Raw genomic sequence first — 26194 nt, 5'->3', positions numbered from 1 at the left:
CGAAGCGAGGACGTGGATGAGTTGGGGGGATCTGATGCGCGGCGTCGAGTGGACCTGAGATGCGGTACGTGATGGTGGAGCACGCCGGCCAGGAGCGGCCGGGCGTGCTCGACGGAGACTCGGTCCTGTTGCTGGAGGCAACGGACCTGACGGCGGTGATCGAGGCCGGCGCCGTGCCGACGGGGGAGAAGATCCCTTACTCCGAGGGGTTGCTGCGGCCGCCGTTGCGGCGATTCCGCCGCGACATCCTGTGCACCGGGTGGAACTACTGGGACCACTTCGAGGAGAGCACGGGCAAGCGCGAGGGCCAGGACGTGGATCGGCCGAAGCACCCGACGTTCTTCACCAAGGGCCCGGATGTGGTGATCGGCCCGTACGACGACATCGCGTGGGATCCGGCGGTCTCGGTCAAGTGGGACTACGAGGCAGAGGTCGCGCTGGTGATCGGCAAGACCGGGCGGAGCATCCCGGTCGACCAGGCGCTCGACCATGTCTGGGGTTACACCCTGGCCAACGACGTGTCGCAGCGCGACCTGCAACGGGCGCACGGCGGGCAGTGGCTGAAGGGGAAGAGCATCGACGCGACCATGCCGCTCGGCCCGTGGATCGTTACGGCTGACGAGCTGGGAGATCCGCAGGACGTGCGGCTGCAGTGCCTGGTGAACGGTGAGGTGCGGCAGGACGCGTCGACGCGCCAGATGGCGTTCGACATCGCGACTCTGATCAGCGAGCTGTCCTTCGGTATGACACTGCGGCCAGGCGACCTGCTGCTGACCGGCACACCGGCAGGCATCGGCAACGCGCGGGAGCCGCAGGTGTTCCTGCAGGAAGGCGACGTCGTGGTGAGGCGGGCAGACAAGATCGGCGAGTTGCGCAACACCGTCGTCCGGCAGGTGCTGTCATGACCGGCCCCCTCGAGCTGTTGCCCGGCGGCGGACGCGGCGGCCGTCGTACCCTCGCGGAACATGCCGCCGCCGAACTGCACCAGCTGATCCTGTCCGGAGAGCTCCCCAGCGGTACGCCGTTGCGCCTGGTGGAGCTGGCGAACCGGCTTGAGATGAGTCAGATGCCGGTGCGGGAAGGGCTCCGGCGGCTGGAGGCGCTCGGACTGGTCGAGATCATCCCGCACCGCGGTGCGTGGGTCCGCGACCTGTCGCTGGAGGATCTGCGGGACACGCACGAGACCCGGCTGGCTCTGGAGAGCCTGGCGGTGCGTGCGGCGGCGGAACGGTTCGCCGACGGAGACTTCCAGCGGGCCGCGGCCGCGTTGGCCGAGCACCTGCGGTTGTCGCGGGCAGAGGACTCGATCGGCGCTCGGCAGGCGCACGCGGACTTCCACTTCACCCTTTACCGGGCCAGCGGCTCGCAGTGGCTGGCCAGGGCGATCGAGCCGGTCTGGCAGAACAGCGAGCGGTACCGGTTCGGCAGCCGGCCGACCGATTTCCTGATCGAGCGCAACCGGCAGGAGCACCAGGCCATCCTGGACGCGTGTGTCGCCCGCGACTCGGATGCGGCGGAGCGGGCCCTGCGCAACCATCTGGCCGGCGCGTTCCAGCGGATCACCGAGACCATGACGAGGCGGGCCGAGGGGAATCAGCACGGCCCGTCGAAGCAGAAGGAGACGTCATGAAGGTGCGCTTCGACGCGACCGGCGAGGTGGTGGTGATCACCGGCGGCGCGCAGGGCATCGGTGCGGCGCTGGCCGCGGCTGTCAACGCATGTGGTGGGACGGCGGTCGTCTTCGATGTCGTGAAGCCGGCCGACGCCGCCGTGGAGTACGTCGAGGTGGACGTGGCCGACCGGTCGGCGGTGGAGTCGGCCGTCGCGTCGGTGCTGACCCGGCACGGGCGGATCGACGGTCTGGTCGCCGGAGCGGCAGTGCAACCGCGGTCGCAGGTGCTGGACACGGATCCGGCCGAGTGGGCCCGCGCCCTTCAGGTCAACCTCGACGGCGTGGTCTGGGTGTGTCAGGCCGTCGTACCGCATCTGGTGGCGCGGCGGTCGGGATCGGTGGTCGTGTTCACATCCGGCATGGCCGCCAGCGGTTATCCGGGTGCGTCGGCGTACGCGTCGAGCAAGGCGGCGCTGGTCGCCTTCGCCAAGTCGCTGGCCGCGGAGGTGGCCGAGCACCGGGTCCGGGTGAACGTGGTCTCGCCGGGGGTGATCGACACCGAGCAGTTCCGCGGTGCGAACGCCGGTGCGGACCGGGACCACTGGCGCGACACCATAGGTATCGGCGACCCCGAGGACGTGGTCGGCCCGTTGCTGTTCCTGCTGTCCGACGCTGCGGCGATGACCGGGTCGATGCTGACCCGGGAACGTGCCTTTGCCAAGCTCACGAGCTTTGTGGAGTGATGTGTGACTGATCAGCTGCCTGTTGCGGTGGTGGGTGCCGGACCGATCGGCCTGACGACGGCCCTCGGGCTGGCCCACTACGGTGTCCCGTTCGTGCTGCTCGAGGAGGACGCCGTACTGTCCTCCGACACCAAGGCCGGGACGACGCTCAGCCGGACCCTGGAGATCTGGAACCGGTACGGCGCCGTCGACGGCATCCTGGCAGCCGCCTTACGGATCGACGAGATCGGTGACATCGACCGGGCCACCAACACGCCGCGGGCCTCGGTGCAGCTGGCCGAGCTGGTCAACGACACCCAGTTCCCGTTCGTCATCAACCTGCCGCAGCAGAAGATGGAGCCGATCCTCGCGGCCGCGCTGCCGCAGCCGGTCCTGACCCGGCACCGGATGACGTCGTTCGAGGTGCGCGACGACCGCGTCGTACTGCGCGTGGAGACCCCGGACGGGCCGCGTGAGCTGGAGGCGTCGCACCTGCTCGCGTGTGACGGTGGCCGCAGCAAGATCCGGGATGCGCTCGGTGTGAAGGTGGTGGGGGAGACCCTGCCCGAGCGGTACATGCTGATCGACGTCATCGTCGACTTGGATGTGGACAACGCTCGCGACTACCCGTACCTGGCGTACTTCGCGGACAAGTCCGAGTGGATGGTGCTGATCCGGCAGCCGGACAACTGGCGGTTCCTGTTCCCGCTCGGCCCGGGGACGGAGCCGCCGAGCGACGAGGACATGCTGGTCAAGGTCAAGCAGTTCATCGGCGAGGTGGACCGGATCGAGCTGATGGGCTCGGTCGTCTACAACGTGCACCACCGGGTCGCTGAGCAGTGGACTGCGGACCGCAGGGTGTTCCTGATGGGCGATGCGGCACACCTGATCACCCCGATGTGGGCGCTGGGCCTGAACACGGGTGCTCTGGACGCGTCCAACCTGCCGTGGCGGCTGGCCTGGGTACTGCGCGGCTGGGCCGATCCGTCGTTGCTGGACGGCTACGAGCAGGAGCAGCGCCCGGTGGCGATCAACGGCTCGGGTGAGATGGCCGAGGCCGCCCGCATGTACATGTCGCACCAGCGTGGTGCCGTCACCGAGACCGCGGGCGACTGGGCGACGGCGTACAACCGCACGCTGCTCAGCGTCCGGCTGGACGTGGAGGGCACAGGGGACTGGTCGATGGTGGCCACCGCCGCAGCCCCTCCAGCCGTACGGGCCGGTGACCGAGCGCCTGACCTCGTGCTGCAGAGTCCGACCGGTCGCGTGACGATCCACGACCTGTGCCGCGACTCGTTCGTCGCGCTGTACTTCACCGACGTACGGCGTCGTCCGGACATCCCGGTCAACGACTCGCCGGCGTTGAAGCACTACGCCGTCTCCCGCTGGGACGCGCCGCACGACTCTGGTCTCAGGGACCGGTCCCTGTTCGACCCGGGCAGCATTGCCACGAACAGGTACGGCGTACCCGCGGAGAGCGTCGTACTGGTCCGGCCGGATGGGCACATCGCCGCGGTGGCTCCGATGGCCGCCGGCGTGGCCGAGGAGCTGTACACACATGTGACCGGCCGGGAGGTCCCGTGAGCTTCGACGAGTCGCTGCGGGAGGTGTTGCTGCAGACGGACGACCTGGACTGGGTGGAGAAGTCGCTCGCCGGGCTGTCGCACAAGATGCTGTGGCGCGACCCGGAGACCGAGGCGTCGATCGCACTGGTGCGGTTCGAGAAGGGGTCCGGGATCCCCTCGGAGCACAAGCACGCGTCGAACCAGTTCATGTTCTGCCTGTCCGGGCGGTACGTGTACCTGCCGACCGGGACCATGCTGACCAAGGGCAGCTTCTACTGGAACCCCAAGGGTGTGGTGCACGGTCCGACCCGGGCCGAGGAGACCTCGATCCTGCTGGAGGTGTACGACGGGCCGCACTATCCGGAGCGCCCGTCGTTCTACGACAACGACGAGGACGCCCGCTGACATGGGTGGCTGGGACATCCACACCCACCTGATACCGCCGACCGTCCTGTCGGCGGCGCACAAGGGTGAGTTCGGGCTGGCCGTCGACAGCGGCTCGCTGGTGGTCGACGAGGAGAGGCTGCCGCTCAAGCGTTTGGCAGACCCGGCCGCACTGCTGCACTGGATCGACGAGCAGGACCTGGACGGCGCGGTCGTGTCCGTGCCGCCTGCCCTGTTCCGGTACGACGCCGGCGTCGAGTGGGCCGAGTTGGTCAACCAGGGCCTTCGGGAGCTCGCCACACCGCAGTTGCGCGTGCTGGGCCACCTGCCGCTGCTGGATGCCGAGGCGCCGTCTGTCGCCGCGTCGCTGGCCGGTGAGGGCGTCTTCGGCGGCTTCGCCCTGGGTACGCCGAGCTACGCCGGACTGGACCCGGTGTGGCGGGTGCTGCACGAAATCGAGGCTTTCACTCTTGTTCACCCGGGCCACAGTGGCGACGAGCGCCTCCAGTCGTTCTACTTGACGAACCTGCTGGGGAATCCGTACGAGACCGGCCTGGCCGCGGCGTCACTGGTCTTCGCGGATGTGGTGGGCCGGTTTCCGGGGATCCGGTTCTGTTTGTGCCATGGGGGTGGGGTGACGGCAGCGGTGGCGGGGCGGTGGCAGCGCGGGATCGACCAGGCGCGGCCGGGCATCGTCGCGCCCTCCTTGCCGGTGGTCGACGCGTTGCGCCGGTTCTACGTGGACGACGTGGTGCACGACGAGGGGATGCTGGAGCTGCTCGGGAAGACCTTCGGGGCGGAGCGGGTGCTGGCCGGGAGCGACTGGCCGTTTCCGATGGGCAGTGACTCGATCGTGGCCGCGCGGGCGACCGCGGCCGACGAGCTGACCCGGCCGCTGGCTCAGGAGGTTGTCGCTCAGTGAGACGCGCTCTTCGTCAGAGCGTGGGTGTGATCAGATATCAAATCGTGAACGGGGTAGAGGCATGAACGTACGGGGGCCGGTCCTACGAAGTCATGGGCCGGGACTGCAGTTCAAGACCGAGGACATCGAACTGGTCGCGGGGCCAGAGGAGACGCTGGTCGAGATGCGGCTTGCCGCCGTGACCCAGCAGGACCGGTCGGTGGTGGCCGGCAAGCAGCCGACCCAGCCGTTCGTTCCGGGCTCAGAGGGTGCCGGTGTCGTGGTTGGCTCTGCCCTCCACGAGGCAGGGACTCCGGTGGTGATCCGCGGCGAGGGCGTCGGCGTCACCAGGCAGGGCCTCTGGGGCAGGTACGCCGTCGTACCGGACGCCGCCGTACATCGTCTGCCTGCTGGGCTGGAGCCTGCGGCCGCAGTGAGCCTGCTGACTCCCGCGCTGACCGCCCACACTGCAGTACGGCGGGTAGCGGGCGTACTCGAGGGTGAGTCGGTAGTCATCACCGGGATCGGCGGACTGGTCGGGCGACTGTGCGCTGCGGTGGCGCGGTCGGCTGGTGCGTCGCGGGTGATCGGGCTGGCCTGGGCCGGGGAGCCCGTCGATGCGGTGTCCGGGCTGGTCGACCAGATCGTCCGGGTGGACGAGCTGGGGCAGGTCGGCCGCGAGCTGCAGTGGTGCGACGCCGCGATCGACACCGTCGGCGGTCCGGTGACCAGTGGAGTGCTCGGACACATCACTCCCGGTGGACGGATCGCCGTACTCGGTTACAAGGCCGGCGAGTTCACCACCATCGACCTGCACCAGCTGATCGGTCGGGACCTGCGGGTGCTGCCGGTGAACGTCCAGCGGACCACCCTCGAGCCCGGTGCGGTCGGCCAGGCGCTGGCGGACATCGCGCTCGCGCACCCCAGAGTGGACGCCGAACTGGTGGCGGCGGACCGCGTGGGCGAGGTTCTGGACGGTTCGACGATCGGCGGACGCGTTCTGCTGGACTTGACGACGCTGAACTGACTGCCTGATCTAGGCTGCCTGGCCTGGACCGGTGATGCCCCGGGCTGGGCAATCTGTTGTCGGAATGCCCGAGATCACCCGGTGGCGGATACGGTTACCTCCCAGAGCTTGTCTGCGATGAAGGAGAGAGGCAGCCCGTACCCGATGACCCGACGACTCGAGCTCACACCTGGGGGACCGACCGGCCGTCGTACTCTCGCCGAAGAAGCCGCCGCCGAGTTGCACGAACTGATCCTTTCCGGTGAGCTCCCGAGTGGTACGGCGCTCCGCCTGGAGGAGCTCGCCAAGCGGCTGGACATGAGCCAGATGCCGATCCGCGAAGGACTGCGGCGGATGGCGGCCCTCGGACTGGTCGAGATCGTGCCGCACAAGGGCGCGTGGGTGCGTGAGCTCTCGATGGAGGATCTGCGCGACACGCACCAGACCCGGCTCTCCCTGGAGACGCTGGCGGTCCGGGCGGCCGCGACCCGGTTCGCCGACTCGGACGCGACCCAGGCCCGCGACGCGCTGGCCGAGCACGTGCGGCTGTCGAAGCTCGGCGACAACATCGCATCCCGGCAGGCTCATACCGAGTTCCACTTCGCCATCTACCGGGCCGGCGGATCCCGGTGGCTGCCGCGAGCGATCGAGCCGGTCTGGCAGAACAGCGAGCGCTACCGGTTCGGCTCCCGGCAGACGAAGGCGCGGATCGAGCAGACCCGGCGCGAGCACCAGGCCATCCTGGACGCGTGCATCGCACACGACGAGGAGGGCGCGGAGACGGCGCTGCGTGACCACCTGGAAGGCGCCATGCAGCGCATCAGCGAGACGATGGCCCGCCGCTCCGCCAAGCCCTAGGCGAGTACTTCGAACCGGTCCTGCTGCCACCCCGCGGCGTCGAAGACCGCTCGGAGGAGCAGCCCGTCGCCGCGGCCGCCGTACGTCGTGACGAGCTCGGGGAGAGCCTTGGTCCCGAGACCGTCGTAGTACTGGTCCATCGCTCGGCGTCGGGACAGCTCGGGTGCGCCGGAGATCTCCTCCAGGGCTCTGCTGTCGGGGCAGCCGACCACCTGTCCGGAGCCGACCTGCTCGTCCGGCAGCAGTCGGCGCACGAGATCCTCGCCGGCGCGGACGTCCTCGGCGCGCAGCCGGGCTCCCAGAGTGCGGCATGGATGTCCCTGGACGGCGAGCTGCACGGCCCGGGAGACGGCGATGTGGTCCGGGTGACCGGTGAGGCCGTCGCTGCCGACGGTGAGCACCAGCTCCGGCGAGAGGTCGCGGACGGTCCTCTCGACCGCTTCCGCGACCTCGCCCTGGTCAGCACTCGCCAGTGTCCGCGGTCCGTTCCTGCCGCCGTCGTCGATCCACTGACCGGACTCTCCGAGCCAGTCCCATTCGTCGATCCCGAGCAGCTCGCAGGAGCCGGTCAGCCGCTCGGCCGCCGTACCCATGCCCGGTGTGGCGACGCGGAGGACGACGCGCCAGCCGGTGGAGTTCAGCACCCAGGTCGCGGCGCCGGTGGCGAACACCTCGTCGTCCGGGTGGGCGTGGACTACGAGCGCCGTACGCATCCCGTGGTCAGTCGGCCAGCCGGGCCGGGAACCCACCCGTCGCGATCGGACTCCAGCGTTCCGGGGTGATGCGGATCAGGCACTTGCCCTGCGTCCGCATGGCCTCGCGGTACTCGTCCCAGTCGGGGTGCTCACCGGAGATCGACCGGTAGTAGTCGACCAGGGGCTCCACCGCGTCCGGCAGCTGGATGACCTCGCCCCGGCCGTCCACCTGCACCCACGCGCCGTTCCACTCGTCGGACAGCACGACCACACTGGTCCGCGGGTCGCGCTCCACGTTGGTGCTCTTGGCCCGCTCCGGGTACGACGAGATGACGATGCGGCCTTCGCCGTCGACACCACCGGACACCGGCGACGCCTGCGGCGTACCGTCCGCGCGGGTGGTGATCAGCAGCATGTGGTGACGGGGCCGGACGAACTCAAGCAGTCCGTCCAGATCGGTCTTGGTGTTGGTGGCAATGGTCCTCGGCATGCCTCCCACCCTATGTTCGATCAGCGCACGGGGAGGTCCGCTAGGGTGATCAGTTGCTCCAGTTCGTCGTCGGTGAGCTGGTTGATCAGGTGCTTCGCGCGCTGCGCCTGCGGGGTGGTGGGGAGTACGCCGTCGAGCAGATCGGGCAGGAGGAGCTCGTAGCCGGCGCGGGCTCGGGGTGAGTACCGGTGCCTGGTCCTGGCCACGGCGGAGGCAACCCGGATGGCATGCTCGTTGCCCGCAGGTACGTCGGGCCGGTCCACCTCGCGGGCGGCGAACCGGTAGCCGTTGGCCCGGTCGCAACTCGTGCAACCGGTCGGGCCTGCGCCCAGGCCGGAGCCGCATTCCGGACAGGTCAGCTGCTTGAGCGCACCGTCCACCACGCGCCACGCGAACTCGGAGGTGTCCTGCAGTACGACCTCGGCCAGTTCGTGCTCGTCCGGCGTACCTTGGTGGACGCCGGAATCGGCGCAGAACCGCTGCCAGGCGGCGTCGATACTGTCCTCGATCCGCTGCACAGCGGTGATGAACCGCGGATGATCGACCCGTCGCATGCCCGGGACTCTAGCTGTCGCGAGGGCTGTGGACGCCCGCATTGACATGATCGAACAGGTGTTCGAACATAGGTCTATGACGGGGGTCAGCGCGATCGACCAGAAGCCGGACCAGAAGGTCACGGCGCTCGACCATGCCCGCCAGCTCCTCACCCGGGCCAAAGCCCAGAAGGCCGCCCAAACCCAGTCCCCAGACCCCGAACTCGCCCCCCACCGCCCGCCCGCCCCCTCCGCCCCTCCCTCCGGCGGCGAACTCGCTCACCTCGCCCCTCCCACCGACCCTGCTCGCCCCGCCCTGCCCGGCGACTTGTCCGACCCCACTTCCTCCCGCTTCCCCTTGTCCCACTCCAGCTCGTCCGCCGAGCCTGCTCGGTTCGTGCCCTCTGCGGAGCGGATGCGGCGGGTGCAGCAGGCGCTGGATGCCGGCGAGGTGGATCGGCAGCTGCCGACGCTGCCTGCTGTCGCCGAGCTTCTGCCCGGGGCCGGTCTGCGCAGCGGGGCGGTCTACTCCGTGCGTACTTCGACCGCCCTGGTGATGGCGATGATGGCCGGTCCGTCCGCCGAGGGCGCCTGGTGCGGAGTGGTCGGGATGCCGTCGTTCGGCGCGGAGGCGGCGCGAGGGCTCGGGGTCGACCTGGAGCGCCTGGTGCTGGTGCCGGACCCCGGGCAGGACTGGCTCAACGTCGTCGCAGCGCTGGTCGACGCCCTGACCGTGGTCGTCGTCAGGCCGCCCGGCGAGGTGACCCCGGGGGAGGCGTCCCGGCTCGCCGCCCGCCTGCGGACCCGGAAGGCGACGCTGATCTCGGTCGGTTCCTGGCCGGGGAGCGAGGCACGGCTGGAGGTGGAGAGCAACGCCTGGACCGGCCTGGGTGACGGCGAAGGGTTGCTCTCGGCGCGGCAGGCGACCGTCGTGGTGAGCGGCCGCAGAGTCGTCGGTGGCCCCCGGCGGCACCAGCTCTGGCTCCCCGCCCCGGACGGCACCATCCGCTCGGTCGACCCCGCCCCTGAGGAGGCCCCAGGCTGGCCGGCAGAGACCACCTGGCCCGAAGGGACCGCCTGGGCCGAAGGGACCGCCTGGGCCGAAGGAACTGCCTGGCCGGAAGAGGCGGTGGGCTGATGGGCGACCACGGGCTGTCCGGCACAGGGGTGGTGGGTTGATGGGTGGTGGGCTGACGCGCACGTTGGTGATCTGGGTGCCGGACTGGCCGGTGACCGCGGCCGCTGTGGCCGCCGGCCGTTCCCCGGACGAACCGATCGCCATCCTCGAGAAGGGCAAGGTGCTCGCCACCTCCGCCGCCGCGCGGGCCGGCGGGGTACGCCGCGGTCTGCGCGCCCGGGACGCGCAGTCACGCTGCCCCGAGCTCGTCGTCCTGAAGTACGACCCGGTGATCGACGCCCGGGCGTTCGACCCGGTGATCAGTTGCCTGGAGGCGATCACGCCCGGCATCCAGGTGATCCGCCCGGGCATGTGTGCGTTGAAGGCGCGCGGCCCGACCCGGTTCTACGGCGGTGAGTCCGAGGCCGCGGAGAAGCTGCTCGACCGGCTCGAGACCTTCGAGGTCCTCGGCGGCCGGGTCGGGATCGCCGACGGCCCGTTCGCGGCCGAGCAGGCGGCCCGGGCGAGCTCGGCACGGACGCGGATCCTGGTGGTCCCGCCCGGCGGGTCGCCGGAGTTCCTCGCGCCGCTCACCGTCGACGTACTCGAGCAGCCGCAGCTCACGGATCTGCTTCGCCGGCTCGGACTGCGGTCGCTGGGTGCGTTCGCGCAACTGTCCGGCACCGAGGTGCTGACCCGGTTCGGTCCCGACGGCGCCTTCGCCCACCGGCTGGCCCGTGGATCCGACGACCGTCCGGTTGTGGCCCGGGAGATCCCGCCCGAGCTCACCCGGACCCTCGACTTCGAGCCGGCCGTGGACCGGGTCGACCAGGTCGCCTTCGCGGTTCGTTCGGTCGCCGACGAGCTGATCGCCCGGCTGACCGAGCTCGGCCTGGTGTGTACGACGCTCCGGGTCGAGGTCGGCACCGAGTCCGGCCGGATCCACGAGCGGGAGTGGCTGCATCCGCGCTGGTTCTCCGCGGCCGACGTGGTGGACCGGGTCCGCTGGCAGCTGCAAGGGAGCGGTACGGCGACCAGCGAGCTGACCTCACCCGTCGTGCGGCTGCGGCTGGTCCCCGATCAGGCGGATCCGGTCGGTGCCCATGTCGACGGGCTGTGGGGTGGCGGGCCGGACGAGCGGATCCACCGGGCGCTGTCCCGCGTGCAGAGCATGCTCGGTCATGGTGCCGTCGCGTCGGTGGTGATCGGCGGCGGCCGGGGGTTCGCGGAGCGGCAGACCCTGATCCCGTGGGGCGACCGCCCGGTGCCGGCTCATCCGCCGGACCAGCCGTGGCCGGGCGCGATCAGCTCCGTCGACCCGGATCGCTGGCCGACGCTCGCACCCACCACGATCTTCCCCGCGCCGCTGCGGGCGAAGGTGTACGCCGAGGACGGCAGCGAGGTCTCGGTCAGCGCCCGGGGCGCCCTCACCGGCGCCCCCACCGCCTTCCGCCTGGACCCGGCCCCGCAAGTTGCCGACAGCAACAAGCTGCATCCGATCACCGCCTGGGCCGGGCCCTGGCTGACCCACGAACGCTGGTGGGACCCCAGCACCGAGTCCCGCCAGGCCCGCTTCCAGTTCCAGACCGCCGACACCCGCGCCTGGCTCTTCACCCTGCACCGAACCACCTGGCAAGCCCAAGCCACCTACGACTGAGACGCTGTGGCCACCCGGAGAACCGTCTTGCCAGAGGTGCAGGCTGACTCCAGTTGCTGATGAACGGCGGACGCGGCGGCCAGCGGCTCGACCTGCGGATCCGGCAGCGTGAGTCCACCGGACTCCAGCGCGCCCAACGCGTCCGCCAGATAGTCACCGATGGTGGCGGGAGAGCGCCGGGCAAGATCACCGATGTTGAAGCCGGCGATGGTCTTGTTGGTCTTCCACAGGTCCCAGACGTCGGCGGTCCAGTCCTCGTGCCGGCCGAGATCGCCGTACACCACGACTCGGCCGAACGGAGCGAGTGCTTCCAGGCTCGCCTTGCGGACCAGGCCGCCGACCGGGTCGAGCACCAGGTCGGCGCCGCGGCCGTCGGTGGCTTCGAGCACCTGTCCGGCGAAGTCGTCGCGGCTGAACAGGGCGTCGTACCCGAGCGAGCCGGCCAGCGCGAGCTTGTCCGCCGAGCCGACCGTGCCGAAGATCCGGCCCGCCTTCAGCGTCCGCGCGATCCTGGCCGCGGCCGAGCCGACACCACCGGCTGCCGCGTGGATCAGCACCGTCTCGCCCGGACGCAACCGGCCGGCGTCGTGGAGTACGCCGTACGCCGTCGGGAAGACGCACGGCAGTCCGGCCGCCACCGCCCCCGGTACGCCGCCGATCGGCCGGACCAAGGTGGCATCGGCGACGGCGTATTCCGCATAACCGCCGAAGCCGGGAAGGTACGCCGCCACCGTCTCGCCCTCGGTGAGACCGCCGACGCCGGCCCCGATCGCGGCGATCGTGCCGGAGATCTCCAGGCCCGGTACGTCGTACCCGTCGGGTCCGTCCGGCGCACCGAACTCACCTCGGCGGTGCTGCACCTCCGCGAAGTTCACCCCCGCGTACGCCACCTGGATCAGCACTTGCCCGACGCCGACTTCGGGGACGGGGCGATCGATCTCCTCGAAGACCTCGGGACCACCGTTGGTCCTGAAGGCAAGCGCACGCATGAAGGATCCTTCCGATCGGCGGACAGCGGTGACCGCCGACAACCGCATGCTCGGCCCGGATATTCCGTGCGTCTCCGGGGGGGGTGGCGCGGTTAGGTTTGTCCGCATGCACAGGAGCAGGGTGTCGACGTTCTTGATCGATGTGCACCAGGACGAGGTGCCCGGAGCGGTCGGGTTCTGGTCGCAGGCGCTCGGGGTGCGGACCTCGTCGCCGCCCGGAGAGCCGCAGTTCACGTCGTTGCACGACGGCGTGCCCGGGTATGTGCTGGCGATCCAGTCGATCGACGACGCGCCGCGATACCACCTGGACATCGAGACCGACGACGTCGCCGCGGAGGTCGCGCGGCTGACCGGGCTGGGTGCCGTCGAGGTATCAAGCTGGCAGGGCTGTCATACCTTGCGGGCACCCGGTGGGCATCTGCTCTGCGTGATCCCGATGCACAGCGAGCCGGAGTACTTCGCCGAACACTCGACCGCGTGGGGGAGCGAATGACGGTCGTCGTCCGGGACCTCGTGCCCGCCTTCCTGGAGTTCTGGACCGACCCGAACAGACAGTGGGACGAGTACGCCGGCCAGCAGCCGGAAGTGCTCAACGACTTCACCCGCACGGGACGCACCCTCGAGCCCGAGCGCCTGGAGAAGACCCTTGCGACCTACTCCGAACAGGAAGCACGCATCCGCGCCAACGCACCACACGCCACCCGCTGGATCGAGGAGGCGGCAGCACGCGTCGTACCCGTGCTGGAGGCGGAGCACGTCGACATCCACGGCGTCGCGATGGTCGGCCTGGGTACGTCGAACGGCTGGGTCGACAACGGCACGCTGTACTTGGCCGTCGAGATGATCCCGGACGAGCGGTCGGCCGAGATCCTCGCAGCCCACGAGATCGCCCATGCGCTGCAGCTCCCACTGCCGGAGCACCCCTGGCCCGACGACGGACCGCTCGGCCGGTCGATCTACAGCGAGGGCTTCGCCACCGCACTGACCGCGGAACTGTTCCCGCAGTACGACCTCGCCGAGCATCTCTGGTTCGGGCCCGGGTACGACGACTGGCTCGCCGACTGTGAGAGCGGGCGGCAGGAGGCTGAGGCCGCGATCCTGGCGGACCTCGACTCCGAGGGCGACGCCGTCGGCGGTCGCTACCTCACGATGAGCGGACAGACCGGCTTCCCGAAGCGCATCGGGTACTTCGTCGGCACTCGCCTGATCCAGGCGTTGCGCCGCGACCACAGCTGGCCGGAGCTGGCCCGCTGGTCGACCGACCGGGCGATGGACGAGGTTCGTGCGAGGCTGTCGGCATGAGCGACCTGGCGGGAACGTTCCAGTACGAGGCAGTGGCAGAGGCGTATCAGCATCGTCCGCCGTACCCGGACGAGGTGTTCGACCGGCTCGAAGCGCTGATCACCGACGAGCCGAGGACGGTGCTCGACATCGGCGCCGGCGAGGGAGCGATCGCGCGGCCGCTGGCGCCGAGGGTCGAGCGGGTCGACGCGATCGACATCTCTCCGGCGATGGTCGACGCGGGCCGCAACCGGCTGGGCGGTGATCACCCCAACCTGCGCTGGCAGGTGAGCGGTATCGAGACCGCCGAGCTGCATGGTCCGTACGCCTTGGTCACCGCGGGCGCGAGCATCCACTGGATGCCTTGGGAGGAGACGTTCGCCCGGATCGTCCCGCACCTGGCACCGAAGGCGCAGCTCGTGATCATCGAGCACGGCCCGGTGGACATGCCGTGGTGGGACGACGTCGCGGTCACGACCAAGCGTCATTCGCGCAACCAGAACTACGACCCGGCGTACAGCGTGGTCGATGCCATCCAGGAGCGCGGACTGCTGGAGCCGACGGGCACGGTGCGGACCACGCCGATCACTTTCGAGCAGCGCGTTGCCGACTACATCGAGCAGTTCCACTCGACCTCGTCACTCGCTCGGGACCTGATGTCCGACGAGGAGGCTGTCGAGTTCGACACCGCGATCGAGCAGGCGGTCACGCCGTACGCGAAGGACGGCGTCCTGGAGTTGCAGGTGGTCGCCCAGCTGAGCTGGGGCCGTCCGCTCGCGCCTTAGAGGGCGTCCGCGCGACCCTGGAGGTAAAGCTGCTCGGGAACGCTCTGCGTCAGCCGCGCCGCCTCCTGGTATGCATCCCGAGCGGCGTCGCGGTCGCCGGAGAGCTCGAGCAGGTGCGCGCGTACGGCGGCCAGCCGGTGATGGTCGCGCAACGCGGGGTCGGCGTCGTCGAGCAGCGCGAGCCCGGCCGTCGGCCCGTGCACCATGGCGACGGCGACGATCCGGTTCAGCGTGATCATCGGGCCGGGTGCCATCGTCTCGAGGAGTTCGAACAGCATCAGGATCTCGCGCCAGTCGGTGTCCTCGGCGCGCTTCGCCTCGTCGTGGACCGCCGCGATCGCCGCCTGCAGCTGATACGGCCCGACCGGTGCGGTGCGCAGGGTCGAGGCGATCAGCTCAGTACCTTCTGCAATCGCGCCGGCGTCCCACACCGAGCGGTCCTGCTCTGGTAACGGCACCAGCGCACCGTCGGCCGTCGTACGGGCGGGCCGGCGGGCATCCGTGAGCAGCATCAGCGCCAGCAGCCCGGCGACCTCGCCCTCGTCCGGCAACTGCTCGCGCAACTGCCGGGTCAGCCGGATCGCCTCCGTGCTCAGCTCAACCCGGTGCAGCGACGAGCCGGACGACGCGGTGTACCCCTCGTTGAAGATCAGATACAGCACCTGCAGTACGGCGGCCAGTCGCTCGGGCTGCTCGGCCGCCGGCGGCAGCGCGAACCGGGCACCCTGCAGTTTTGCCTTCGCCCGGCTGATCCGCTGCCCGATCGTTGCCTCCGGCACCAGAAAGGCCCGGGCGATCTCGCCGGTGGTGAGACCGCCGACCGCCCGCAGAGTGAGCGCGATCTGCGACTGCGGCGTGAGCGCCGGGTGGCAGCACAGCATCAGCAGCGTCAGCGAGTCGTCGACCGACGGCGCCGGATCCGGCGGGGGAGCCTCCAACGCGACCGTCTCCTCGCGCCGCTGCCGCGCCGCCTCGCTGCGCAGTACCTCGATCCGCCGCCGCGACGCGACTGTGATCAGCCAGCTGCGCGGGTTGTCCGGTACGCCGTCCCTCGGCCACTGCTGCGACGCTGCCAGCAGCGCCTCCTGGACCGCGTCCTCACACGCGTCGAAGTCGCCGTACCGGCGGACCAGCGCGCTCAGGACCTGAGGTGCTTGCTCGCGCAGCAGCTCCTCGATCGGCATCAGGTGTAGGCCGACAGATCGCGGACCGGTCGTACCTCGACGATGCTGAACGGCGCCTCCGGGATCTGCCCGACGATCTCCACGGCACGGTCCATGGAGTCGCAGTCGAGCAGGTAGAACCCGGCCAACTGCTCCTTGACCTCGGCGAACGGGCCGTCGGTGGTCATCGGGAGACCGTCGCGGATGAGCACCTGCTTGGTGGCGGCAGGGTCGTCCAGCGACTCCGACGCGACCAGCTCTCCGCGGGCCGCGAGCGCCTCGTGCAGGGCGGCGTACCCGGCCATCCCTTCCTTCTTCTGCTCGTCGCTCAACGCGTCCCAGACCTTGCGCGACTCCGGATTGCCGTAGATCAGCACCAGGAACTTCATCGCCACCCCTCCCGTTCACCAAGCTAAGCATCACCCTTGCGTATCGATCGGGTCACTGGTTTGCAGCGGGCATAGCGGGATCCGTGGCGACGCGTTCTGGTATTCGGGGGGCCAGTATCAATGGGGGTGCCCGGGCCTGCCCCGGGATGGCCGGGCGTAAACCTGTCCGGCCGCCCAAGTACAGTTACGACCGGTAGCCAGGGTGAGAGGGAGGGGTCGCGTGCCGGATGTGGAAGTGTCCGATCGGGTACTCACGATCCCGAACGCGCTCAGCTTCCTCCGGTTGCTGGGAGTGCCGCTGTTCCTGTGGCTGATCCTCGGGCCGCAGGAGGACGGCTGGGCGCTGCTGGTGCTGGCCGTGTCCGGGTTCACCGACTGGGCCGACGGCCAGATCGCCCGGCGGATGAACCAGACCACCCGGCTCGGGCAGATGCTCGACCCGGTCGCCGACCGGCTCTACATCTTCGCCACCGTGATCGGCCTGGCGCTGCGCGACATCATCCCGTGGTGGCTGGCGATCGCGCTGCCGCTGCGGGACCTGCTGCTCATCTTCACGCTGCCAGCGCTGCACCGCCGCGGTTTCAACGCGCTGCCGGTGCACTTCCTCGGCAAGTCGGCCACCTTCTGCCTGCTGTACGCGTTCCCGCTCCTCCTGCTCGGCGACGGCGACAGCACCCTCAACCTGCTCGCCAGGGTGTTCGGCTGGGCGTTCGCGATCTGGGGGACCGGGCTGTACTACTGGGCCGGTGTCCTGTACTTCGCCCAGCTCCGCCACCTCGTCCAGACGGTGAAACCGATCAACGACCCGGCCGGGTAGAGCCGTGACCCAGTCTGCGCCACCGAAAGAGGGCCCACCCAAGCCGCGGCGCGTCGACGCGTCGATGTCGCTGCTGAACAACCTCATGGCCCACCCGCTCGACGAGGGGTACGCCGTGGCGGCCCGGACCCGCCCGAAACAGGACGGCCGCCCGGCGAAGACCCGGCACCGCGTGATGCTGGTGGTGGCGCTGCTCGTCCTCGGGTTCCTCCTCGCGGTCGCGGCCTCGCAGAACTACCGCAGCGCGCCCGAGGCGGAGAAGCAGCGCAAAGAGCTGATCACCCGGATCAACCAGGCCGACACCCAGCTGAACGGCCTGCGCACCCGGCAGTCGCAGCTGGCCGACGAGGTACGCCGGTTGCAGGCGAGCGGACTGAGCAACACGAGCTCGGGCGCGGCGCTGCAGCAGCAGCTGGACGCCGTCGAGCTGCAGACCGGCGCGATCGCGGCCACCGGGCCGGGGATCAAGGCGGTCATCGACGACGCGAAGGACGCCGACAAAGAGGGCCGGCTGCTCGACGTCGACCTGCAGCAGCTGGTCAACGGGCTGTGGACCGCGGGCGCGGAGGCGATCTCGGTGAACGGTCACCGGCTGACCTCGATGACGGCGATCCGCGGCGCCGGGAGTGCGATCACGGTCGACTACAGCTCGCTCACCCCGCCGTACACGGTGCTCGCGATCGGTGACACCACGACCATGCCGGCCCGGTTCTCGCAGAGCTCGGGCGGTCAGTGGGTGCAGTACCTGGTCAGCAACTTCGATGTCCGGATGACGATCACGACGGAGGACTCCTTGCTGGTGCCGGCCGATGCGACCATCGCGCTGCGATACGCGAAGGTGAGTGGACCGAGATGATCGCCGTACTCGGGCTGGTGATCGGTGTCGTGATCGGCCTGCTGGTCGCGCCCGATGTCCCGGAGTGGGCCCAGCCCTACCTGCCGATCGCGGTGGTGGCCGCGCTCGACGCCGTGTTCGGGGCGCTGCGCGCGTTCCTGGACGGGATCTTCGACGACAAGGTGTTCGTCGTGTCGTTCGTGTCCAACGTGCTGATCGCGGCGCTGATCGTCTACCTCGGCGACCAGCTCGGCGTCGGCTCCCAGCTGTCCACCGGCGTGGTCGTCGTCCTGGGCATCCGCATCTTCACCAACATGGCCGCGATCCGGCGGCACATCTTCCGGGCCTGACATGAGCGACGACATCCCTGAGACCAACAAGCCTGACTCGGTCGAGCAGCCGCATCCGGACGAGCCGACCCCGATGCCGCAGGCCAAGCCCAAGCCCCGGACGCCGAACCTGGCACTGCGCCGGCTGCGGACCGGGTTCAAGCCGTCCCGCGGCCAGGCGATCGTCGCCGTCGTACTGGCGCTGGTCGCCTGCGTGGCCGTGGTTCAGGTGCGGGTCAACCGCGCCGACGACGGGTACCAGAACGCGCGCCGCGAGGACCTGATCGCGATCCTGGACGGCCTGGGGCAGAACACCCGCCGGCTGGAGAGCGAGATCGCCGAGCTGGAGGAGCGGAAGAACTCGCTGTCCTCGAGTGCGGACAAGGCCCAGACCGCCCGCGAGCAGGCCGAGGCCCAGGTCCGCACGCTCGGCATCCTGGCCGGCACACTGCCTGCCCAGGGCCCGGGAGTCCGCATCACGCTGAACGACCCCGAGGCGAAGATGACGTCGAGCAACCTGCTGGACGCGATCGAGGAACTGCGCGACGCCGGCGCCGAGGCGATCCAGATCAACGGCGCCGCCCGGGTGGTCGCGAGTACGGACTTCGTGGACGACGCCCCGGGGATCCGGATCGACGGCCAGAAGCTGAACTCGCCGTATGTGATCGAGGCGATCGGGGAGTCGCACAATCTGGCCGAGGCGGCCAACTTCCCTGGCGGCCTGGTGAGTGAGGTGACCGGTCCGCAGGTCGGCGGAACAGCCGAGGTGACCGAGGTTCCGCAGGTCCAGATCACCGCCTTGCACGCCGCGGAGGAGCATCGCTACGCTCGCCCGGCGCCCAGCCCGACGAAGTAGCAGTTCGAGCGAAAGAGGAACGAAGGTGTATCCCGAAGACCTGAAGTACACGGCCGAGCACGAATGGGTGAAGGCCGACGGCGACGCCCCGGTGCGGGTCGGCATCACCGACTTCGCGCAGGACGCGCTTGGTGACATCGTGTACGTGCAACTGCCCGAGGTGGGCAGCGCGGTACGGGCCGGTGACGCCTGTGGCGAGCTGGAGTCGACCAAGAGCGTGAGCGACTTGTTCGCCCCGGTGAACGGCACGGTGACCGCGGTCAACGAGTCGCTCGCCGACCAGCCGGACCTCGTCAACAGCGACCCGTACGGCGAGGGCTGGCTGCTCGACATCGACGTCGAGGACACCGCCGAGGTCGAGGCGCTGATGGACGCCGAGGCGTACCTGGGTCAGCTCGACCGGAGTTGACCGGAGCCGGCTTGCCGGCTCCTGATAGGTTGGCCGGACCTCAACCGCTGGTCGAGGGTTGAGGTCCGCGAATCTGCGTCCACACTTGTTCATACGGGGTCTACGAAAACGTCGCCGGACCGCCGGCGATCGGGAGGATCACAGCATGCCGTTCTGCAACCAGTGCGGGCACGAGAACTCCGAGGGCAGCCGGTTCTGTTCGCAGTGCGGAGCGATGCTTCCTGGCGCGGATCGCCCGGCGGCAGCCCCGGCGACGCCGCCGACCCCCGGTGTCACCGACACCGCGATGCTGACCCCGATCGGCGCCGAGCCGGAGCCCGAACGGGCCGGCGAGCCGCTGTCGCTGGAGGACGAGGCCGCGGTCGGCGCACTGCCGGCCGGCTCTGCCCTACTGATCGTCCAGCGCGGTCCGAACGCGGGCAGCCGGTTCCTGCTCGACGTCGACGTGGTCACCGCCGGCCGGCACCCGGACAGCGACATCTTCCTCGACGACGTGACCGTGTCCCGCCGGCACGCGGAGTTCCGCCGGGACCCGAACGGCGTCAAGGTGCGCGACGTGGGCAGCCTGAACGGGACCTACGTGAACCGCGACCGGATCGACGAGGTCCAGCTGACCAACGGCGACGAGGTCCAGATCGGCAAGTACCGCTTGGTGTACTACGCCAGTGGCCAAGCCTGAATCGTCCGCCGAAGGCCGCGGCATCGGGGAGGTGCTGCAGCTCCTGCGGGCCGAGTTCGCCGACGTCACGATCTCGAAGATCCGGTTCCTCGAGGCCGAGGGACTGGTGACGCCGGCCCGGACCGCGTCGGGCTACCGGAAGTTCAGCTCGGCCGATGTCGAGCGGCTGCGTTATGTGCTGACCGCGCAACGCGACCAGTACCTGCCACTGAAAGTGATCAAGGAACATCTCGGCGCGATCGACCGCGGCCTGCGCCCGGCGGCCGGTGGTCCTCCGGTCGCGCCCGGTTCGCTGCCGGAGACGCCCGGTCTGCCGGTCGCGGAGGATTTCGGTGCCGCGGGCATCGAGCTCAAGCTGACCCGGGACGAACTGCGAGCCGCCGCGGGCATCTCCGCCGAGTTGCTCGACCAGGTCGAGAGCCACGGGCTGGTGGTGGCCCGCGGCAACCACTACGACGGCGACGCGATCCTGGTCGCCAAGCTGGCCGGTGAACTGGCCGGCTACGGGATCGAGCCACGGCACCTGCGCCTGTTCCGTACGGCGGCCGACCGCGAGGCCGGCCTGATCGAGCAGGTCACCGGGCCACGCCGTACCGAACAGACCGGCGAACTCGCGGCGCTGGCGGTCCGGTTGCATGCTGCCCTGGTCCGCTCCCGCCTACCACACTGAGCCGACCGGCCACCGCACCCGCCGGGGACTGCCCGGGCCTGCCCCGCGGAGTAGGCTGAAGGTGTGCGCGAAGTCGACGTGGTCGGAGTCCGGGTTGAGATGCCCTCGAGTCAGCCGATTGTGCTGCTCCGGGAGGTCGGCGGAGAGCGGTACCTGCCGATCTGGATCGGCGCGGCCGAGGCCAGCGCGATCGCCTTCGCCCAGCAGGGCATGGAGCCGCCGCGGCCGTTGACGCACGATCTGTTCGCCGAGACCCTGCGAGTGCTCGGGCACACGCTCAGTCAGGTCCGGATCGTGAATCTGACCGACGGCGTGTTCGAGGCGATCCTGGTGTTCGACGACAAGACCGAGATCTCGGCCCGGCCGTCGGACTCGATCGCGCTGGCGCTGCGCACCGGGACACCGGTGTTCTGCACCGAGGAGATTCTGGCCGAGGCGGGCATCCCCGTTCCGGACAGTGAGACGAACGACACCGACGAGGTGGAGGAGGAAGAGGAGGTCGAGCGGTTCCGTGAGTTCCTCGACCAGGTGACTCCGGAGGACTTCGACAAGAGCTGAGGACCGGGCTCGTTTTGACCTCCGTGGTACAAGACCAGGTAGGTAACGATTCGAGCGGCAACCGCGACACGCTCACGGCTCGGTGCGGTTGTCGTTGACCCTCCCTGGTCGGCGGCTTACCTTGAAGGAGTTGTGGGGTGTTGTCACTCCACGGAAGTGACCCGTTCCAGTCGGTACCCAGGGAGGCTCAGGCGTGACACGCACCGGCGACACGGATCTGACGGCGCAGTCGACGTCCGAAGCACGCGCCGAGGCGGCCGCTGCCGCCGGCGTCCAGGGCCTGCTCTTCGACGACGACCTGCGGCCGATGCCGGAGGATGTCGGGTTCCGCGGACCGACGGCGTGCCACGCGGCCGGGATCACCTACCGTCAGCTCGACTACTGGGCCCGCACCGGCCTGGTCTCCCCGTCCGTGCGCCCGGCGACCGGTTCCGGGACGCAGCGGTTGTACGGTTTCCGTGACGTCCTGTTGCTGAAGGTGATCAAGCGGCTGCTGGATGCCGGGATCTCGCTGCAGCAGATCCGGACCGCGATCGCCCACCTGAGCAAGCGCGGCATCGACGACCTGACCCAGATCACGCTGATGAGCGACGGCGCCTCGGTCTACATGTGCACCTCGCCGGACGAGGTCATCGATCTGCTGGCCGGCGGCCAGGGGGTGTTCGGCATCGCCCTCGGCGGTGTCTGGCGCGAGGTCGAGGGCTCGCTGTCCGAGCTGCCCACCGAGCGGGCCGACGGTCATGAGGACGGCGATCAGCACGCGAATGATGAACTCGCGGCTCGCCGCCGCGCCCGCATGACCGGTTGAGACCTTCCTTCCTCCTGTGCGCCCACTCACTGCCGATTCGCTGCGCGGTGTGTGGGCCACTGTGTTGTTGCCCCTCAACGCCGACGACTCCATCGACTTCGCGCGTCTGCAGGCTCAGGTAGATGTGCTGGGCGCCAGTCAGTTGGAGGGCTTGTATGCGCACGGCACGGCGGGCGAGTTCCAAACGCTGACCGAGGACGAGTTCGGCCGGATCAACGAGCTGCTCGCGGGAGCGGCCAAGCCGTTCCAGATCGGCGCGAGCCACCCGTCAGCCCAGCTGCAGTTGGATCGGGTACGTCGAGCCGCCGCGCTGGCACCTGGTGCGATCCAGGTGATCCTGCCCGACTGGCTGCCCTTGAACGACCGGGAGGCGCTCGACTTCCTCCGGCGCGTCGCGGACACCGCCGGTGACGTGCCTCTGGTCCTCTACAACCCACCGCACGCGAAGACCCCCGTGCGTCCAGAACTGCTGACGTCGCTGGCCGCCGCCGTGCCGAGTCTGATCGGTCTGAAGACCGCGGGTGGGGACAAGGCATGGTTCGAGCAGGCGCTGAAGTCCGGGCTGGCGATCTTCGTGCCAGGACACTTCCTTGCGAGCATGTCGTTACTCGGTGCGCATGGCAGCTACTCGAACGTCGCGGCGCTCTCACCCAACGGCTCGGTGGAGCACGCCTGCGACCTGGACGTCGAACGCCGGATCGGCGAGTTCTTCGGGCAGCACGTCGTACCGCTGCAGAAGGCGGGGTTGTCGAACCCGGCACTGGACAAGTTCCTGGCCGCGGTGGGGGACTGGGCGGACGTCGGTACGCGGGTTCGGTGGCCGATGGCGTCGGCGACCCAGGAGCAGGTCGAGGCCGCCCGGCCGGCCGCACTGCGGTTGCTGCCCGAACTCTTCGCCGATTCCTGGTAGCCTCGGGGCAGCCGTTCACAGCACTCGGGAGAGACCCGTGCGATCGGGCGCCGAAGGGGCAATTCCTCCCCGGAACCTCTCAGGCCCATGGACCGAGTGTCACAGGCGACTCTGGAGCGTGCATTGCTCGGCGTGACAGAGGGGGAGGCGACCGGAAGCACTGTCAGCAACGGAGCCTCTTGATGAACAACTCACCCCAGATCTCTGCGGCGTTCGCCGACCGGCACATCGGACCACGGCCGGACGAGGTCGCCCGGATGGTGCAGCTGCTCGGGTACGACGACGTCGACGCGCTCGTGGACGCCGCCGTACCGGAGTCGATCCGCTCCACCGAGGCGCTCCGGCTGCCCGAACCGGCCTCCGAGGTCGACGCGCTGACCGAGCTCCGCCAGCTCGCCGCCCGCAACACCGTCGCCACCTCGATGATCGGCCAGGGGTACTACGGCACCTTCACCCCGTCGGTGATCGTCCGCCGCCTGGTCGAGAACCCGGCCTGGTACACCGCGTACACGCCGTACCAGCCGGAGATCTCCCAGGGCCGGCTCGAGGCGCTGCTGAACTTCCAGACCGTGGTGTCCGACCTGACCGGCCTGCCGACCGCGAACGCGTCGCTGCTGGACGAGGGGACCGCGGCTGCCGAGGCGATGACGCTGGCACACCGGTCGAACAAGAAGAGCAAGTCGGACCGCTTCCTGGTCGACGCGGACTGCTTCGACCAGACCATCGCCGTGGTGCAGACCCGCGCTGAGGCGCTCGGTATCGAGGTGGTCGTCGCGGACACCACCGACGGTCTGCCGGACGGCGACTTCTTCGGTTTCCTGGTGCAGTACCCGGGCGCCGGCGGTGTGGTCCGCGACCTGAAGCCGCTGATCTCTGCCGCGCACGAGCGCGAGACCCTGGTGGCGGTCGCCTCCGATCTGCTCGCGCTGACGTTGCTGGAGGCACCGGGTGAGGCCGGCGCCGACATCGTGATCGGCTCGTCCCAGCGCTTCGGCGTACCGCTGTTCTACGGCGGCCCGCACGCCGGCTTCATGTCCGTCCGCGCCGGTCTCGAGCGGTCGTTGCCCGGTCGCTTGGTCGGTGTCTCCGTGGACGCTGACGGCGCACCGGCGTACCGGCTGGCGCTGCAGACCCGCGAGCAGCACATCCGCCGCGAGAAGGCGACCTCCAACATCTGTACGGCGCAGGTCCTGCTCGCCGTGGTCGCGTCGATGTACGCCGTCTACCACGGGCCGGACGGCCTGAAGGCGATCGCCGACCGTGTCCACGAGTACGCGGGCAGGCTGGCCGCGTCGCTGCGCGCCGGTGGTGTGGAGGTTGTCCACGGCGCCTTCTTCGACACCGTGCTCGCGCGCGTCCCCGGTCGGGCCGCCGACGTGGTCGACGCCGCCCGGCAGAACGGGATCTGGCTGCGCCTCGTCGACGCGGACCACGTCGGCATCTCCTGCGACGAGAAGACCGACGTCGCCGCGCTGACCCGGGTCTGCGTGTCCTTCGGTGTCCGGTACGACGGTTCCGTCGAGGTCGCCGGTCTGCCCGAGGCGGTTCGCCGTACGACGGAGTACCTGACGCACCCGGTGTTCAACACGCACCGGTCCGAGACGGCGATGCTGCGGTACATGCGCAAGCTGTCCGACTACGACTACGCGCTCGACCGCGGCATGATCCCGCTCGGCTCGTGCACGATGAAGCTGAACGCGACCACCGAGATGGAGCCGGTCACCTGGCCGGAGTTCGCCGATCTGCACCCGTTCGCGCCGATCGAGGACGCGGCCGGGTACGTGAAGCTGATCGGCCAGTTGGAGCGCTGGCTGGCCGAGGTCACCGGCTACGCGAAGGTCTCGATCCAGCCGAACGCGGGCTCCCAGGGTGAGCTGGCCGGTCTGCTCGCGATCCGCGGATACCACCGGGCGCAGGGCGACCATGACCGTAACGTCTGCCTGATCCCGGCCAGCGCGCACGGCACCAACGCCGCCTCCGCGGTGATGGCCGGCATGAAGGTTGTCGTTGTCAAGGGCAACGATGACGGCACGATCGACCTGTCCGACCTGCGGGCGAAGGCGTCCGAGCATGCGTCGAAGCTCGCGGCCATCATGATCACGTACCCCTCGACGCACGGGGTCTACGAGGAGAGCGTTCGCGAGGTCTGCCAGATCGTCCACGACCATGGCGGCCAGGTGTACGTCGACGGCGCGAACCTGAACGCGCTCCTCGGCCTGGCGAAGCCCGGTGAGTTCGGCGGCGACGTCAGCCACCTGAACCTGCACAAGACGTTCTGCATCCCGCACGGCGGCGGAGGTCCGGGCGTCGGCCCGGTGGCCGTGGCCGCGCACCTGGCGCCGTACCTGCCGAACCACCCGCTGCTGAACGAGGCCGGGCCGGAGTCCGGTGTCGGCCCGATCAGCGCGGCGCCGTTCGGTTCGGCCGGCGTACTGGCGATCTCCTGGGCCTACATCCGGATGATGGGTGCCGAGGGCCTGACCGCTGCGACGAAGGCCGCCGTACTGACGGCGAACTACGTGGCGAAGCGGCTCGAGGATGCCTTCCCGGTGCTGTACACCGGCGAGAACGGCCTGGTCGCGCACGAGTGCATCCTGGATCTGCGGCCGATGACCAAGGAGACCGGGATCAGCGTCGACGACGTCGCGAAGCGGCTGATCGACTACGGCTTCCACGCACCGACCATGTCGTTCCCGGTCGCGGGCACGCTGATGGTGGAGCCCACCGAGTCCGAGGACCTCGGCGAACTCGACCGGTTCTGCGACGCGATGATCGCGATCCGGCACGAGATCGACCGCGTCGCGGCGGGGGAGTGGCCGGCCGGCGACAACCCGCTGGTCAATTCGCCGCACACCGCCGAGTCGGTGATCAACGACAAGTGGGACCACGCCTACACCCGCGAGGAGGCGGCGTTCCCGCGCTCGGTCGACCGCACCTCGAAGTACTGGCCGCCGGTCCGCCGCATCGACGGCGCCTACGGCGACCGCAACCTCATCTGCTCCTGCCCCGCCCCGGAGGCCTTTGAGTAAATGACGGCCGGGCCCAGGCCTGAATCCGTGGCACCAGTTGGTTGCCGAGGGCGTCGGTAGCGCGATCTCTGCCTGCTGGCGGGCAATCCAGGACGTCGCCCGTGACCGGTCCACGGATTCAGGCCGAAGATCCCAATCCTGTCCCCG

Annotated in this window: 30 protein-coding genes and 1 riboswitch; of the genes, 24 read left to right on the top strand and 6 right to left on the bottom strand. The window is 69.7% G+C overall.

Going from position 1 to position 26194, the window contains the following annotated elements; genetic code table 11:
* Positions 1 to 59: 59 nt before the first annotated feature.
* From AB0I34_RS05630 to AB0I34_RS05595, 8 genes are all read left to right on the top strand, one after another.
* Positions 60 to 905: a fumarylacetoacetate hydrolase family protein gene (locus tag AB0I34_RS05630; protein ID WP_360439910.1), complete on the top strand. Its 846-nt coding sequence runs from the start codon at positions 60 to 62 to the stop codon at positions 903 to 905.
* Positions 902 to 1630 (top strand): GntR family transcriptional regulator, encoded by a 729-nt coding sequence (locus AB0I34_RS05625; protein ID WP_360439907.1) that lies wholly within the window; start codon positions 902 to 904, stop codon positions 1628 to 1630. Before AB0I34_RS05630 ends, AB0I34_RS05625 begins: the two co-directional genes overlap by 4 nt.
* Positions 1627 to 2355 carry an SDR family oxidoreductase gene (locus tag AB0I34_RS05620; RefSeq protein WP_360439904.1) on the top strand — a complete coding sequence of 243 codons (729 nt, stop codon included), beginning with the start codon at positions 1627 to 1629 and terminating at the stop codon, positions 2353 to 2355. Before AB0I34_RS05625 ends, AB0I34_RS05620 begins: the two co-directional genes overlap by 4 nt.
* A gap of 3 nt (positions 2356 to 2358) precedes the next feature.
* The gene (locus AB0I34_RS05615) at positions 2359 to 3918 is read left to right on the top strand and encodes an FAD-dependent monooxygenase (protein WP_360439901.1); all 1560 of its coding nucleotides are present in this window, start codon (positions 2359 to 2361) and stop codon (positions 3916 to 3918) included.
* A complete protein-coding gene (locus AB0I34_RS05610) occupies positions 3915 to 4304 on the top strand; it encodes a cupin domain-containing protein (RefSeq protein WP_360439898.1) in 390 nt (129 codons plus the stop codon). Before AB0I34_RS05615 ends, AB0I34_RS05610 begins: the two co-directional genes overlap by 4 nt.
* Before the next feature lies 1 nt (position 4305).
* Complete coding sequence (locus AB0I34_RS05605) at positions 4306 to 5205, top strand: amidohydrolase family protein (protein WP_360439895.1); 900 nt, start codon at positions 4306 to 4308, stop codon at positions 5203 to 5205.
* 61 nt (positions 5206 to 5266) lie between these two features.
* On the top strand, positions 5267 to 6211 hold the full coding sequence (locus AB0I34_RS05600) for a zinc-binding alcohol dehydrogenase family protein (protein WP_360439892.1): 945 nt from the start codon (positions 5267 to 5269) through the stop codon (positions 6209 to 6211).
* A gap of 117 nt (positions 6212 to 6328) precedes the next feature.
* Positions 6329 to 7048: a GntR family transcriptional regulator gene (locus tag AB0I34_RS05595; protein WP_360439889.1), complete on the top strand. Its 720-nt coding sequence runs from the start codon at positions 6329 to 6331 to the stop codon at positions 7046 to 7048.
* On the opposite strand, the gene AB0I34_RS05590 is transcribed toward AB0I34_RS05595, so the two are convergent.
* From AB0I34_RS05590 to AB0I34_RS05580, 3 genes are read right to left on the bottom strand one after another with little or no spacing between them, the layout of a single operon-like run.
* A complete protein-coding gene (locus AB0I34_RS05590) occupies positions 7045 to 7761 on the bottom strand; it encodes a PIG-L family deacetylase (RefSeq protein ID WP_360439886.1) in 717 nt (238 codons plus the stop codon). The two genes, AB0I34_RS05595 and AB0I34_RS05590, sit on opposite strands and share 4 nt — an antisense overlap.
* Before the next feature lie 7 nt (positions 7762 to 7768).
* Positions 7769 to 8233, bottom strand: a complete 465-nt coding sequence (locus AB0I34_RS05585) for a PPOX class F420-dependent oxidoreductase (RefSeq protein WP_360439883.1) — start codon at positions 8231 to 8233, stop codon at positions 7769 to 7771.
* A 20-nt stretch (positions 8234 to 8253) separates the two neighbouring features.
* A complete protein-coding gene (locus AB0I34_RS05580) occupies positions 8254 to 8787 on the bottom strand; it encodes a hypothetical protein (RefSeq protein WP_360439880.1) in 534 nt (177 codons plus the stop codon).
* 76 nt (positions 8788 to 8863) lie between these two features.
* Between AB0I34_RS05580 and AB0I34_RS05575 the strand changes: the two genes are divergently transcribed.
* Positions 8864 to 9904 carry a hypothetical protein gene (locus AB0I34_RS05575; RefSeq protein WP_360439877.1) on the top strand — a complete coding sequence of 347 codons (1041 nt, stop codon included), beginning with the start codon at positions 8864 to 8866 and terminating at the stop codon, positions 9902 to 9904.
* 40 nt (positions 9905 to 9944) lie between these two features.
* Complete coding sequence (locus AB0I34_RS05570; RefSeq protein ID WP_360439874.1) at positions 9945 to 11540, top strand: DNA polymerase Y family protein; 1596 nt, start codon at positions 9945 to 9947, stop codon at positions 11538 to 11540.
* Here the strand turns inward: AB0I34_RS05570 and AB0I34_RS05565 are convergent.
* Positions 11531 to 12529, bottom strand: a complete 999-nt coding sequence (locus AB0I34_RS05565) for a zinc-binding dehydrogenase (protein ID WP_360439871.1) — start codon at positions 12527 to 12529, stop codon at positions 11531 to 11533. The two genes, AB0I34_RS05570 and AB0I34_RS05565, sit on opposite strands and share 10 nt — an antisense overlap.
* Before the next feature lie 106 nt (positions 12530 to 12635).
* Between AB0I34_RS05565 and AB0I34_RS05560 the strand changes: the two genes are divergently transcribed.
* From AB0I34_RS05560 to AB0I34_RS05550, 3 genes are read left to right on the top strand one after another with little or no spacing between them, the layout of a single operon-like run.
* Positions 12636 to 13022: a VOC family protein gene (locus tag AB0I34_RS05560; protein WP_360439868.1), complete on the top strand. Its 387-nt coding sequence runs from the start codon at positions 12636 to 12638 to the stop codon at positions 13020 to 13022.
* Positions 13007 to 13831 (top strand): hypothetical protein, encoded by an 825-nt coding sequence (locus tag AB0I34_RS05555; protein ID WP_360439865.1) that lies wholly within the window; start codon positions 13007 to 13009, stop codon positions 13829 to 13831. Before AB0I34_RS05560 ends, AB0I34_RS05555 begins: the two co-directional genes overlap by 16 nt.
* On the top strand, positions 13828 to 14595 hold the full coding sequence (locus AB0I34_RS05550; protein WP_360439862.1) for a class I SAM-dependent methyltransferase: 768 nt from the start codon (positions 13828 to 13830) through the stop codon (positions 14593 to 14595). Before AB0I34_RS05555 ends, AB0I34_RS05550 begins: the two co-directional genes overlap by 4 nt.
* On the opposite strand, the gene AB0I34_RS05545 is transcribed toward AB0I34_RS05550, so the two are convergent.
* Positions 14592 to 15779 carry a sigma-70 family RNA polymerase sigma factor gene (locus AB0I34_RS05545; protein ID WP_360439860.1) on the bottom strand — a complete coding sequence of 396 codons (1188 nt, stop codon included), beginning with the start codon at positions 15777 to 15779 and terminating at the stop codon, positions 14592 to 14594. The two genes, AB0I34_RS05550 and AB0I34_RS05545, sit on opposite strands and share 4 nt — an antisense overlap.
* Positions 15779 to 16147 carry a YciI family protein gene (locus AB0I34_RS05540; protein ID WP_360439857.1) on the bottom strand — a complete coding sequence of 123 codons (369 nt, stop codon included), beginning with the start codon at positions 16145 to 16147 and terminating at the stop codon, positions 15779 to 15781. Before AB0I34_RS05540 ends, AB0I34_RS05545 begins: the two co-directional genes overlap by 1 nt.
* 220 nt (positions 16148 to 16367) lie before the next feature.
* On the opposite strand from AB0I34_RS05540, the gene AB0I34_RS05535 reads away from it, so the two are divergent.
* The 11 genes from AB0I34_RS05535 (at position 16368) to gcvP (ending at position 26047) form a co-directional block, all read left to right on the top strand.
* A complete protein-coding gene (locus tag AB0I34_RS05535) occupies positions 16368 to 16964 on the top strand; it encodes a CDP-alcohol phosphatidyltransferase family protein (protein ID WP_360439854.1) in 597 nt (198 codons plus the stop codon).
* A 4-nt stretch (positions 16965 to 16968) separates the two neighbouring features.
* A complete protein-coding gene (locus AB0I34_RS05530; RefSeq protein ID WP_360439851.1) occupies positions 16969 to 17820 on the top strand; it encodes a DUF881 domain-containing protein in 852 nt (283 codons plus the stop codon).
* Positions 17817 to 18149 carry a small basic family protein gene (locus AB0I34_RS05525; RefSeq protein ID WP_131352136.1) on the top strand — a complete coding sequence of 111 codons (333 nt, stop codon included), beginning with the start codon at positions 17817 to 17819 and terminating at the stop codon, positions 18147 to 18149. Before AB0I34_RS05530 ends, AB0I34_RS05525 begins: the two co-directional genes overlap by 4 nt.
* 1 nt (position 18150) lies before the next feature.
* Positions 18151 to 18984: a DUF881 domain-containing protein gene (locus AB0I34_RS05520; protein ID WP_360439848.1), complete on the top strand. Its 834-nt coding sequence runs from the start codon at positions 18151 to 18153 to the stop codon at positions 18982 to 18984.
* 25 nt (positions 18985 to 19009) lie between these two features.
* A complete protein-coding gene (gcvH, locus tag AB0I34_RS05515) occupies positions 19010 to 19393 on the top strand; it encodes a glycine cleavage system protein GcvH (protein WP_360439845.1) in 384 nt (127 codons plus the stop codon).
* A gap of 145 nt (positions 19394 to 19538) precedes the next feature.
* The gene (locus tag AB0I34_RS05510; protein ID WP_360439842.1) at positions 19539 to 20072 is read left to right on the top strand and encodes an FHA domain-containing protein; all 534 of its coding nucleotides are present in this window, start codon (positions 19539 to 19541) and stop codon (positions 20070 to 20072) included.
* Positions 20059 to 20742, top strand: coding sequence for a MerR family transcriptional regulator (locus AB0I34_RS05505; protein ID WP_131352145.1), 684 nt, complete (start codon positions 20059 to 20061; stop codon positions 20740 to 20742). The genes AB0I34_RS05510 and AB0I34_RS05505 overlap by 14 nt, the downstream gene beginning before the upstream one ends.
* Before the next feature lie 63 nt (positions 20743 to 20805).
* Complete coding sequence (locus AB0I34_RS05500; protein ID WP_360439839.1) at positions 20806 to 21300, top strand: bifunctional nuclease family protein; 495 nt, start codon at positions 20806 to 20808, stop codon at positions 21298 to 21300.
* A gap of 280 nt (positions 21301 to 21580) precedes the next feature.
* Positions 21581 to 22108: a MerR family transcriptional regulator gene (locus tag AB0I34_RS05495; RefSeq protein WP_238163114.1), complete on the top strand. Its 528-nt coding sequence runs from the start codon at positions 21581 to 21583 to the stop codon at positions 22106 to 22108.
* A gap of 16 nt (positions 22109 to 22124) precedes the next feature.
* The gene (locus tag AB0I34_RS05490; protein ID WP_360439836.1) at positions 22125 to 23018 is read left to right on the top strand and encodes a dihydrodipicolinate synthase family protein; all 894 of its coding nucleotides are present in this window, start codon (positions 22125 to 22127) and stop codon (positions 23016 to 23018) included.
* Positions 23019 to 23033: 15 nt separating this feature from the next.
* Positions 23034 to 23123: riboswitch (glycine riboswitch) on the top strand.
* A 77-nt stretch (positions 23124 to 23200) separates the two neighbouring features.
* A complete protein-coding gene (gene gcvP, locus AB0I34_RS05485; protein WP_360439833.1) occupies positions 23201 to 26047 on the top strand; it encodes an aminomethyl-transferring glycine dehydrogenase in 2847 nt (948 codons plus the stop codon).
* Positions 26048 to 26194 lie beyond the last annotated feature (147 nt).

The organism is Kribbella sp. NPDC050281 (genome assembly GCF_040655855.1).
Lineage (GTDB): Bacteria > Actinomycetota > Actinomycetes > Propionibacteriales > Kribbellaceae > Kribbella.
This window is presented reverse-complemented; position numbering and strand designations above follow the sequence as displayed.